Source organism: Vibrio sp. 10N.261.52.A1, from assembly GCF_002876325.1.
In the GTDB taxonomy this organism is placed as follows: domain Bacteria; phylum Pseudomonadota; class Gammaproteobacteria; order Enterobacterales; family Vibrionaceae; genus Vibrio; species Vibrio chagasii.
This window is the reverse complement of sequence record NZ_MCYD01000507.1, coordinates 1-11,105: the sequence shown is the minus strand read 5'-3', so window position 1 is coordinate 11,105 and position 11,105 is coordinate 1. Positions and strand designations below refer to the sequence as shown.

The 11,105-nt window shown below is 43.5% G+C and carries 11 protein-coding genes; 5 read left to right on the top strand and 6 right to left on the bottom strand.

Annotated features, from left to right (window positions below):
- Positions 1 to 53 precede the first annotated feature (53 nt).
- On the bottom strand, positions 54 to 2,684 hold the full coding sequence (gene topA / locus BCT81_RS06410) for a type I DNA topoisomerase (protein ID WP_102423566.1): 2,631 nt from the start codon (positions 2,682 to 2,684) through the stop codon (positions 54 to 56).
- A 439-nt stretch (positions 2,685 to 3,123) separates the two neighbouring features.
- Here topA and BCT81_RS06405 point away from each other — a divergent pair, with 439 nt between their 5' ends.
- A complete protein-coding gene (locus tag BCT81_RS06405) occupies positions 3,124 to 3,369 on the top strand; it encodes a YciN family protein (RefSeq protein ID WP_004737436.1) in 246 nt (81 codons plus the stop codon).
- 62 nt (positions 3,370 to 3,431) lie between these two features.
- On the opposite strand, the gene aroA is transcribed toward BCT81_RS06405, so the two are convergent.
- Both aroA and BCT81_RS06395 read right to left on the bottom strand, forming a co-directional pair.
- Entirely contained in the window at positions 3,432 to 4,712 is a 1,281-nt protein-coding gene (aroA, locus tag BCT81_RS06400) for a 3-phosphoshikimate 1-carboxyvinyltransferase (RefSeq protein ID WP_102423565.1), read from the bottom strand.
- A gap of 162 nt (positions 4,713 to 4,874) precedes the next feature.
- A complete protein-coding gene (locus BCT81_RS06395) occupies positions 4,875 to 5,330 on the bottom strand; it encodes a glycine zipper 2TM domain-containing protein (RefSeq protein WP_102423564.1) in 456 nt (151 codons plus the stop codon).
- A 53-nt stretch (positions 5,331 to 5,383) separates the two neighbouring features.
- Between BCT81_RS06395 and aat the strand changes: the two genes are divergently transcribed.
- The 3 genes from aat to infA all read left to right on the top strand — a co-directional run bounded on the left by aat (position 5,384) and on the right by infA (position 7,092).
- Complete coding sequence (aat, locus tag BCT81_RS06390; protein WP_102423563.1) at positions 5,384 to 6,094, top strand: leucyl/phenylalanyl-tRNA--protein transferase; 711 nt, start codon at positions 5,384 to 5,386, stop codon at positions 6,092 to 6,094.
- Complete coding sequence (locus BCT81_RS06385; RefSeq protein WP_102423562.1) at positions 6,094 to 6,792, top strand: arginyltransferase; 699 nt, start codon at positions 6,094 to 6,096, stop codon at positions 6,790 to 6,792. Before aat ends, BCT81_RS06385 begins: the two co-directional genes overlap by 1 nt.
- A gap of 81 nt (positions 6,793 to 6,873) precedes the next feature.
- On the top strand, positions 6,874 to 7,092 hold the full coding sequence (infA, locus tag BCT81_RS06380; RefSeq protein WP_001040192.1) for a translation initiation factor IF-1: 219 nt from the start codon (positions 6,874 to 6,876) through the stop codon (positions 7,090 to 7,092).
- Positions 7,093 to 7,289: 197 nt separating this feature from the next.
- Here the strand turns inward: infA and clpA are convergent, their stop codons facing one another.
- Both clpA and clpS read right to left on the bottom strand, forming a co-directional pair.
- Positions 7,290 to 9,563 (bottom strand): ATP-dependent Clp protease ATP-binding subunit ClpA, encoded by a 2,274-nt coding sequence (gene clpA, locus BCT81_RS06375; protein WP_102423561.1) that lies wholly within the window; start codon positions 9,561 to 9,563, stop codon positions 7,290 to 7,292.
- 39 nt (positions 9,564 to 9,602) lie between these two features.
- Positions 9,603 to 9,923 (bottom strand): ATP-dependent Clp protease adapter ClpS, encoded by a 321-nt coding sequence (clpS, locus tag BCT81_RS06370; RefSeq protein WP_004737430.1) that lies wholly within the window; start codon positions 9,921 to 9,923, stop codon positions 9,603 to 9,605.
- 569 nt (positions 9,924 to 10,492) lie between these two features.
- On the opposite strand from clpS, the gene cspD reads away from it, so the two are divergent.
- Entirely contained in the window at positions 10,493 to 10,714 is a 222-nt protein-coding gene (gene cspD / locus BCT81_RS06365; protein ID WP_004737429.1) for a cold shock domain-containing protein CspD, read from the top strand.
- Between the two features lie 270 nt (positions 10,715 to 10,984).
- Here the strand turns inward: cspD and BCT81_RS29010 are convergent.
- On the bottom strand, positions 10,985 to 11,105 hold a 121-nt coding region (locus BCT81_RS29010), incomplete at its 5' end, for an NADP-dependent isocitrate dehydrogenase (protein ID WP_133152582.1).

Sequence of the window (11,105 nt, the reverse complement as noted above, 5' to 3'; positions counted from 1 at the left end):
ATGAGTCGAAAAAAAGCAGCCTATTGGCTGCTTTTTATATCAATAACGTTCAGTTACTTTTCTTTGGGCTTTTTACGTTTATCCGTTACTTCCCATTTACCGTCAATGTACAAGGCGATCCAACCAGAAGGCTTACCATCCACTTCTGTACGAACGTAGTTCTCTTTTGTCTTACGACTAAAACGAACAACTGTCGGCTTACCGTCTGGATCAGCAACTGGAGCTGTCGTCAGGTATTGGAACTTCGGTGAAATACGGTCCTTAAAGCGAACTAACTCTTCCACTAAAGGAGCACGAGTTTCACGTGATTTAGGGAAGTTACTTGCTGCCATGAATAGACCAGAAGCACCATCACGAAGCACAAAGTACGCGTCTGAATTTTCACATGGAAGTTCAGGGAAATGTACTGGGTCTTCTTTTGGTGGCGCAACTTCGCCGTTTTTCAAAATCTTACGAGTGTTCTTACAATCTTCACTCGTACAATCCATGTACTTACCGAAACGACCATTCTTCAGAACCATATCTGAACCACACTTGTCACACTCAACAAGCGGGCCATCATAGCCTTTTACTTTGAATTCGCCGTGTTCAACCACGTAACCTTCACAGTTCGGGTTGTTACCACATACATGCATCTTACGCTTGTCATCAATCAGATAAGCGTCCATTGCCGTTTCACAAATTGGGCAACGCTTTTTAGCACGAAGGGCGGCGGTTTCAACATCTTCTTCAAGAACGTTGATAATACCTTCTTCATCACCAAGATTAATCGTTGTCTTACAACGCTCTTTTGGTGGAAGTGCATAACCAGAACAGCCTAGGAATACGCCTGTCGAAGCAGTACGAATCCCCATATTACGGCCACAAGTTGGACACTCGATATCAGTTTCAACGATGTGGTTTGGCTTCATGCCGCCTGCATCTTCGTCGAGATCCGCTTTTTCCAAGTCACCGGTAAAATCTTTGAAGAAATTATCTAGCACGCCTTTCCAGCTTGCTTCGCCTTCAGCGATTTGGTCTAACTTCTGCTCCATACGAGCCGTAAAGTCGTAGTTCATTAGGTCATTGAAGCTGCCGTCTAGACGGTCAGTAACAATTTCACCCATCTTCTCAGCATAGAAACGACGCTGCTCAACTTTCACGTAACCACGATCTTGAATGGTAGAAATGATCGACGCGTATGTTGAAGGACGACCGATACCACGTTTCTCAAGTTCTTTAACAAGCGCCGCTTCAGTGAAACGAGCCGGTGGCTTAGTAAAGTGTTGCTTAGGATCCAATGCAATGAGATCCAACTTATCGCCAATTTGTACTGCAGGCAGGATCGTATCTTCGTTTTTACCCATCGGACGTTGAACACGAGTCCAACCGTCAAATTTAAGGATACGACCCTTCGCTTTTAATGTGTACTCTTCAGCTTTCACGCTTACCGTTGTTGAGTCGTACTGCGCAGGCGTCATTTGACACGCTACGAATTGATTCCAGATCAGTGAGTAAAGCTTGTGTGCGTCTGCGTCTACGCCGTTTAAGTCTTCTGACTTAACATCAACGCTTGAAGGACGGATCGCTTCGTGAGCCTCTTGAGCGCCCTCTTTGCTACCGTATACTAGCGCTTTAGGTGGCAGGTACTCTGCACCAAACTCAGAACCGATGTATTCACGAGCTGCTTCTACCGCTTCTGAACTCAAGTTAGTTGAGTCAGTACGCATATAAGTAATGTAGCCCGCTTCGTATAGGCGTTGCGCCAACATCATGGTTTTCTTTACGCCGTAACCAAGACGGGTACTCGCAGCCTGTTGAAGCGTTGAAGTAATGTACGGTGCAGACGGCTTACTCTTCGTTGGGCGGTCTTCACGTTTACATACTTCGTATTGTGCTTTCTCAAGAACACTCAATGCAGCTTGCGTTTGCGCTTCGTTTTCAGGTTTAAACGCAACACCGTCTTTTTGTGCGACTTGAAGTCTAAAATCTGTTTTCTCTGCTGTTTTGGTATCAGCATGCACATCCCAGAACTCTTCCGGAATAAAGGCGTTGATCTCGCGCTCACGCTCAACTAGAAGCTTTACAGCAACTGATTGAACACGGCCAGCGGATAGGCCTCGTGCTACTTTCTTCCAAAGCAGAGGTGACACCATAAAGCCAACAACACGGTCCATAAAACGTCGTGCTTGCTGTGCGTTTACGCCATCGATGTTTAGCTCACCTGGAGTTTCAAAAGCTTGTTGAATTGCGTTCTTGGTGATTTCGTTAAACACCACTCGCTTGTATCGCGTTTCATCGCCACCGATGATCTCACGAAGGTGCCATGCGATAGCTTCTCCTTCGCGGTCCAAATCGGTTGCGAGATAAACATGGTCTGCGTTCTCAGCCAGTTTTTGCAGTTCAGCAACAACTTTTTCTTTACCCGGTAATACTTGGTAATTTGCTTCCCACTCTTTATACGGGTTAATACCCATCTTTTTGATAAGAGCTTTGCGATCTTTTTCTTTCTTGATACGAGCTTTTTCTTCTGGGCTCATACCCTTTGTTGAAACTGCAGCAGCCTTTTTACCAGTACTTTGACCTGCCGTTGGTAAATCACGTACGTGACCTACACTCGACTTAACGACAAAGTCTTTGCCAAGGTATTTATTGATAGTTTTAGCCTTGGCCGGCGACTCCACTATAACGAGCGATTTACCCATATTGACTCTAACGTCCTTAATCACGATGCTTTAGCACCAACAATTTAACTTGTGGGCTTTTACGCATGATATTCTAAATTCATTGCTTCTTTTTTTACTATTGTGCGAGATTACTAGAAGATCAACCGCTTTTTTCAAAATTGGATCTGATCGCTCGACAATTCGTCGACTCACAGATAAAAGGGTCACAATATAAAGAAGCTATAAAGTACTCGAAAAGAATACTAGCAAGGGCCTATTCATCAGGCATTAACTCTAAACGGGCTCATACTAAGCTTGTCCATGAATCGAACGCGAGCCCCATTCCATTATTTTTGCCATAAATCACAAAATAAATTGTGGATATTCGAAAAGACTCTCTTAATCGGTTGTGAAATCATTGAATTTCTAGTTCGACACCATAAACTCAACGTTATATTCAGTTATCAGAGATAAACTCATGACAAAGAAAGTAATAGCAGAATTTGATTTACTGCTTATCGCAAACCAAATTATCCAATCACATGATGACTACATTGAAGGCATGCGCGCAAACAGCGTAGTAGAGAAAGACGATGTACTCGTCTTCAAAGGCGAATACTTCCTAGACAGCAATGGGATGCCGACAGAGAATACAACCGCAGTATTTAACATGTTTAAATACTTAGCGCACCATCTTTCAAAAGAATTTACGCTTCAGCAGTAATTAAAAAGCTTGCCATTTAGGCAAGCTTTTTTACTTCCTGAGCTTATATCAACTTAGCATTCTTATTGACTCAGCATCTTCAGTTTGTCGAAGTAGTCAGGGAATGTCTTTGATGTACAACCTGGATCATTAATCGTTACCGGCGTATCGCTTAGCGCCACCAATGAAAAACACATTGCCATACGGTGATCATCGTAAGTATCAATCGCCGCATGTTTCAATTCAGCCACTGGATTAACGATGATGTAGTCTTCACCCTCTTCTACCTCAGCACCCACTTTACGTAGTTCGGTTGCCATGGCCGCAAGACGATCGGTCTCTTTCACACGCCAGTTGTAGACGTTACGAATCGCTGTTGTGCCTTTTGCAAACAGTGCAGTGGTCGCAATCGTCATTGCTGCATCAGGAATGTGGTTGTAGTCCATATCAATGCCCTTCAGCTCACCACAACGAGAGATAACGTAGTCATCACCCCATTCAATTTTAGCACCCATTTTCTCAAGTGCGTCAGCGAATTGGATATCACCTTGGATACTGTTTTTACCAATACCCGTTACCTTAATTTCACCACCTTTAATCGCAGCTGCTGCTAGGAAGTAAGACGCCGAAGATGCATCGCCCTCGACAAGGAAATCACCTGGTGCTTTGTATGATTGACCCGTCGGAATGACAAACTCTTGGTAATCGTTGTTGATCACGTCCACACCAAATTGTTTCATAATGTGTAGCGTGATATCGATGTATGGTTTAGAAACCAATTCACCCTCAATTTTGATGGTCACTTCACCTTCTGCTAACGGTGCTGCCATCAAAAATGCAGTCAAAAATTGGCTAGAAATAGAACCGTCGATCGAAACCGTACCGCTTTTCAGACCCGTGCCTGTGATTTTTAACGGTGGGTAGTTTTCATTTTCTAAATATTCAACGTCAGCGCCAGCTTCTCGTAGAGCGGTCACTAGGTGGCCAATCGGGCGCTCTTTCATGCGCGGTTCACCAGTTAGGACGTATTCACCACGACCTAAACAAAGCGCAGCCGCAAGCGGACGCATCGCAGTACCTGCGTTACCTAAGAAAAGTTCGAGTGCTTTGTCACTTGAAAATGCACCACCAACGCCCGTCACTTCACATACGGTTTTGTCCGCTGATAGCTGATAATCAACGCCTAACTGGGTCAGAGCATTCAACATGTGGCGAATGTCATCACTGTCTAATAAGTTAGTTAGGCGAGTAGTTCCAGTTGAAAGCGCAGCCAAAAGAAGCGCACGGTTAGAAACACTTTTAGAGCCAGGTAGGTTAACTTCCCCACTCACTTTTTGAATTGGTTGTAACGTAAGGCTTTCCATTAAATCTTTTAGTCCTTGTACCACCCGAAGTCACTGGCGAGTATTTATTTTCGGGTGATGAATAATTCTTCGTACTTGCAGACTAACGAACTTTTCCATTGAACTCCAGAGCTAATCCCCTTCAAAAAGATGATTAATTAGCCAACCAATCGTATTTTTATACTAGTACGCGATATCAACACGAACGCCATCTGAAAAATAGAGGATTCTCACGTCGTCACCTCGGTTAAACAACATCGTGCTATCGACGTCTTGGATGATATTGACGAGCTTGTCGTCTTTGGTTTTAACCAGCAGTTCAACCAACTTATACTCCACTCGATATTGGCTATTGCCTCGGTTTCGAGCGATTCCAGCCCCAGCAACCGCACCGACAGCCGTTGCTACTTCTTTACCTGTACCACCACCAAATTGGTTACCAATTAAACCACCAATCGCAGCACCTAATAGGGTCTCCCAGCCGCTCGCTTTCGATTCCACTATCTCTTGTTGAGTAATATATCTCACGGTATCAATTTCACCATAAACAACCTCATTAACCGGTCGAGCTTGATTTCGGTTATAAGCTGCATTTGCCAACATGGGCAAAACAAGTAAAATCCAAAGCAACTTCTTCATGGTAGAACTCCTAATGACCTCATGGTCAGTGATTAATCTGAAACGCGGTACTTATGACTATATACCTAACTGAACTCGATACTACTAGTATAGAGTTTCCATCTCCCTTCGATGCACTGGATGAGCCGAATGGCCTTCTTGCTTTTGGGGGAGATCTATCGCCAATGCGAATCTTAACTGCTTATAGTCACGGTATATTTCCATGGTATGGCCCAGGTGAGCCTATACTTTGGTGGAGCCCAGCACCACGAGCGGTATTTAATCCTAAGACATTCAAACCATCGAAAAGTCTTAAAAAGTTTCAAAGAAAACATAATTATCGTGTCAGCATTAATCAAGCGACGGATAGAGTCATCGGTTATTGCTCATCGTTAAGACCGGAAGAAGAGACCTGGCTAAACAGCGACATGCAGGCCGCCTACCGAGAACTCGCTTCGTTAGGCTTCTGTCACTCGGTGGAAGTGTGGCAAGGCGACGAGCTAGTCGGTGGACTGTATGGCTTACAAAGAGGACAAGTCTTTTGCGGTGAGTCCATGTTTAGCTTAAAGACCAATGCCTCGAAAATCGCACTATGGTATTTTTGTCACCACTTTGCTCAGTCTGGAGGGAAGCTTATTGATTGCCAAGTCATGAACCCTCACTTGGAGTCTTTGGGTGCATTAGAAGTAGAAAGAGAAGAGTTTCTCAGCTCTCTGCAATTACTAAAAGATAAGCCTGTTAACGATGCATGCTTTGAAAACCAATGGCTAGAGGATATGCCTTAATGAATCCAGATTTACAACAAATCAGAATTGGATTGACAGACAATCACGCGTGTAGTTATCTCCCTCATCTCGAGGAAAGAGTCGCTGTCACACTTGATGAGCACATGCACACCTCAGAAAATTATGAAGTTCTGCTTGCGAACGGTTTTCGTCGCAGCGGTGCCACCATCTATAAGCCGCATTGCGACAATTGTTCGGCATGCCAGGCGATTCGCCTTTCAATCCCCGACATTAAGTTTTCCAAAAGTCAGCGAAGAATTCTCAATAAGGCGAAAACCTTTCGTTGGGAGCTCAAAGATACAATGGATGATAACTGGTTTGACTTATATAGCCGTTATATCACCGCTCGCCATGGTTCAGGCACTATGTACCCACCGAAAAAAGAAGAGTTTCTACAATTTTCTCAAAATGAGTGGTTAACCACTAAGTTCATGCATATATACAACGACACCGATCTCGTTGGCATCGCTGTTACCGATGTGATGTCTCACTGTACCAGTGCGTTTTATACCTTTTTCGATCCGGATATCGATATATCCATGGGGACGCTTGGCGTTTTGTTCCAAATCCAACATGCTCAGAAAGAACACAAACAGTGGCTATATTTGGGTTATCAAATCGATGAATGCCCTGCTATGAACTATAAAGTACGATTTCAACGTCATCAAAGGCTAGTAAATCAGCGGTGGCAAGGGTAGAATACGCCACAACTTTACATATTTTGATTTTGACGGCACAATCAAGCCGTTGAAAACCGCCAAGTTTCGAAAGAGGATTAGATGGCTAAAGAAGACGTAATCGAGATGCAAGGCACTGTCCTTGATACTCTACCAAACACAATGTTCCGTGTTGAGCTTGAAAACGGTCACGTAGTGACAGCACACATCTCTGGTAAAATGCGTAAGAACTACATCCGTATTCTTACTGGTGATAAAGTAACTGTTGAGATGACTCCATACGACCTTTCTAAAGGCCGCATCGTCTTCCGTGCTCGTTAATTTTTAATTATCGAATACGATAAGAAACGGAGCTTAATGCTCCGTTTTTTATTGCCTACCGTTTGGCATTTGGTCTTAACCACTTTTCTCGTATCTCGTATCTCGTATCTCGTATCTCGTATCTTCAAACCATAAAAAAAACGCACAACCTAAGTCATGCGTTTTATCTCTAAGCTATTGAGCTACCTGTCGCTTTATTAGTGCATCACTTCTTCTTTAGCACCAACATAGACAAAATACAGTTCGTCTTTTTTAAGTGTTACTTTAACCGTGCCACCATCAACTAAGCTACCGAACAACAGTTCATTCGCAAGAGGCTTCTTAAGCTTCTCTTGAATCACACGCCCCATTGGACGAGCACCCATTGTCTTATCGTAGCCTTTGTCTGCTAACCAGTGACGAGCGTCTTCAGAAACTTCTAGAGATACGCCACGAGCATCCAGCTGAACCTGAAGCTCAACAATAAACTTGTCGACAACTTGGCTAATCACACTTGGGTCAAGGCTATTGAACCAAATGATGTTATCAAGACGGTTACGGAACTCAGGAGTAAAGACTTTCTTAATTTCGCCCATCGCATCTGGTGCGTGATCTTGTTGGATCAGGCCGATCGATTTCTTCTCAGTCTCAGCCACACCCGCATTGGTAGTCATCACAAGGATCACATTGCGGAAGTCCGCTTTACGACCGTTGTTATCCGTTAACGTACCATTATCCATCACCTGAAGTAGTAGGTTGAAAATATCTGGGTGAGCTTTCTCGATCTCATCAAGCAGTACAACCGAGTGCGGGTTCTTAATAACTGCATCCGTTAATAGACCACCTTGATCGTATCCAACATAACCAGGAGGAGCACCAATTAAGCGACTCACTGAGTGACGCTCACCGTACTCAGACATATCAAAGCGCAGCAGTTCAATACCCATCAGCTTAGACAGTTGAACTGTCACCTCTGTTTTACCTACACCTGTAGGGCCTGCAAATAGGAATGAACCAACAGGTTTATTGTCAGCACCAAGTCCTGCACGCGTTAGCTTGATCGCTTCACTCAATACATCGATAGCTGGATCTTGTCCGAACACCAACATTTTCATGCGGTCGTCCAGTTTTTGCAGCGTATCTTTGTCTGAAGATGATACCGACTTCTCTGGAATGCGAGCCATTTTCGCAACCATTGACTCAATGTCCGCTACGCTAACTGTCTTCTTACGACGGCTTGCTGGAGCTAAACGACTACGAGCACCCGCTTCATCAATAACATCGATCGCCTTATCAGGAAGGTGACGTTCGTTAATGTATTTCGCAGACAACTCCACAGCCGCACGTAACGCCTTGTTGGTGTAACGTACTTCGTGGTGAGCTTCGTACTTTGGCTTCAAGCCAATCAGAATCTTAGTCGTATCATCTAATGAAGGCTCAACAATATCGATTTTTTGGAAACGACGAGATAACGCACGCTCCTTCTCAAAAATACTGCTGTACTCTTGATAGGTCGTTGAACCGATACAACGCAACTTACCGCTACTTAGTAGTGGTTTAATTAAGTTAGCCGCGTCAACTTGCCCACCCGACGCAGCACCCGCACCAATAATGGTGTGAATCTCATCGATGAACAAAATCGCGTCTTCTTCTTTCTCTAGTTGCTTAAGAATCGCTTTAAAACGTTTCTCAAAGTCACCACGATACTTAGTACCTGCAAGCAGTGAACCAATATCTAGAGAGTAAATTACGCTACTCTGAATAATTTCAGGCACTTGTCCTTCAACGATACGCCATGCAAGACCTTCAGCAATAGCCGTTTTACCAACACCCGCTTCACCAACGAGTAGAGGGTTGTTTTTACGACGACGACATAGGACTTGAATAGTTCGCTCAAGTTCTTTGTCTCGACCGATTAGTGGGTCAATATTGCCTTGCTTCGCCACTTCATTGAGGTTGGTCGCAAAGTTTTCTAAGCGGTCTTCTGAATTTGCTTCTTCAGCATTCTCTGCTCCACCAAATGAGTCTGATGATGAAGCACTATCGCCTTCATTACTGGCTTTAGTAATACCATGTGAGATGAAGTTAACGATATCCAAACGGCTAATGTCATTTTTCTTAAGAAGATAAGCCGCATGAGACTCTTGCTCACTGAAAATAGCAACAAGCACATTAGCACCTGTTACTTCACTGCGACCCGAAGATTGGACATGAAAAACAGCACGTTGAAGCACTCGTTGGAAACTCAACGTAGGTTGGGTCTCACGAGTTTCATCACTTTCTGGGATAAGTGGGGTCGTTTGATCAATAAAAATATCGAGCTCGTTGCGAAGGGCATCGAGATCAGCCTGACAAGCTTGGAGCGCTTCCTTGGCCGCATCATTTTCTAATAATGCTAGTAGGAGGTGTTCGACAGTCATAAATTCATGTCGCTTGTCTCGCGCACGAGCAAATGCGCCATTTAAACTCGACTCTAATTCTTTATTTAGCATAAGTACCTCCTAAGGGAACAACAGTGTTGTTCGAGCAATTTATACTTGCTCCATTGTACATAGTAGCGGATGCTCATTTTCCTTTGAGTACATCGTGACTTGCGCTACCTTTGTTTCCGCTATTTCAGCACTGTATGTACCGCATATAGCTTTACCTTCATAATGAACCTTGAGCATCACTTCCGTTGCTTTTTCGATATCTAGTGAGAAGAATCGCTCTAGGATCTCGATTACAAAGTCCATTGGCGTGTAATCATCGTTATTCAGTACGACGTTATACATTGCCGGTGGCTTTACTTTTGTTGCTTCTTTCTCCAGTAAATCTGAGCCTGGAGATGCCCATTCAAAGTTTCTGCTCATATCGCTTTGCTAAGGGTTATTTTTCGGAAGTGGTGAATGTTTGTGTATCTTAAATCTACCACATTCACGCTTTACGGTGTACTAAGAAACCGCACCGAGAAACAGTACCAAAAAATATTCCTCTATACTGAGCCTAATCCACCATTTCCGTCGCTGCAAATAAAAGATCTCGATTCACAGGATTAACATATGTGATTGATTAAAAAGACGCCATAACTATTGACGGTAACCATGCAACAGCCTCCAAGTTACTATTTGGTTAATAGTTTGTGGGTAATCTCGAATGTGATTTGTTATTAAAATTGATCACTTTTATACCAATTTACTATTGACTGTGCTCAATCATTAGCTACATTGGAGCTAAAAGGTTTTTCTAATACAGTTTCATAACACGCTTGAAAATTTAACAATAAGGAATAATTACGCAGGGTAGCGTTAATTTCCGTAAGCAATGTCTGAAATTCAAGATGCCAACCGAACGTCTTTGGTTGGTGAGAATGATGTCGATCGAATTTACATTGATTTGATATAAACAACGTTAGTAACAAAATGCATGAGGGATGTATAGCATGGCTACAGGTACAGTAAAATGGTTTAACAATGCCAAAGGGTTTGGCTTTATTTGTCCAGAAGGTGAAGAAGGCGATATCTTTGCGCACTACTCCACAATACAAATGGAAGGTTACAGAACCTTAAAGGCTGGTCAGCAAGTCGACTATGAAGTAGAAAGTGGACCTAAAGGCTCGCACGCTAGCTCCGTTGTTCCTGTAGAAGGCAGTGCAAGTAAATAGGCAAAGCTGCCATATCGTGTTGACCTAAATAGCACTATTAGAACGTTAAAAGACTATGAAAACCGCTCCTTTAGTACCTATACGCAGGGTTCATTGAGCGGTTTTTTTGATCCTGGACGAAACACATGTTCTCCGTAGAGACAGCTTGATACCGCGGCCGACATCGAAACAGGCACAAACAAAAAAGACACTTTAACGGTTACGTTAAAGCGTCTTTTATTATGTCGTCTGTGAGCGCTTTAGAAGACACTCACATAGATACGCTGCGTTCTAAGCGTCGATAAATGCGTTTAATGTTGCACTTGGGCGCATCAATGCTGAAACTAGTGCATCATCAAATAGGTAGTAACCACCTAAGTCGCCAGCAACACCTTGTGCGTTATTTAACTCA

Bases quoted from the DNA above. Each gene is read 5' to 3' on its own strand.
- clpA (WP_102423561.1), bottom strand. From the start codon at position 9,563: ATGCTAAATAAAGAATTAGAGTCGAGTTTAAATGGCGCATTTGCTCGT.
- topA (WP_102423566.1), bottom strand. From the start codon at position 2,684: ATGGGTAAATCGCTCGTTATAGTGGAGTCGCCGGCCAAGGCTAAAACT.
- aroA (WP_102423565.1), bottom strand. From the start codon at position 4,712: ATGGAAAGCCTTACGTTACAACCAATTCAAAAAGTGAGTGGGGAAGTT.
- aat (WP_102423563.1), top strand. From the start codon at position 5,384: ATGACTATATACCTAACTGAACTCGATACTACTAGTATAGAGTTTCCA.
- BCT81_RS06385 (WP_102423562.1), top strand. From the start codon at position 6,094: ATGAATCCAGATTTACAACAAATCAGAATTGGATTGACAGACAATCAC.
- BCT81_RS06405 (WP_004737436.1), top strand. From the start codon at position 3,124: ATGACAAAGAAAGTAATAGCAGAATTTGATTTACTGCTTATCGCAAAC.
- cspD (WP_004737429.1), top strand. From the start codon at position 10,493: ATGGCTACAGGTACAGTAAAATGGTTTAACAATGCCAAAGGGTTTGGC.
- clpS (WP_004737430.1), bottom strand. From the start codon at position 9,923: ATGAGCAGAAACTTTGAATGGGCATCTCCAGGCTCAGATTTACTGGAG.
- infA (WP_001040192.1), top strand. From the start codon at position 6,874: ATGGCTAAAGAAGACGTAATCGAGATGCAAGGCACTGTCCTTGATACT.
- BCT81_RS06395 (WP_102423564.1), bottom strand. From the start codon at position 5,330: ATGAAGAAGTTGCTTTGGATTTTACTTGTTTTGCCCATGTTGGCAAAT.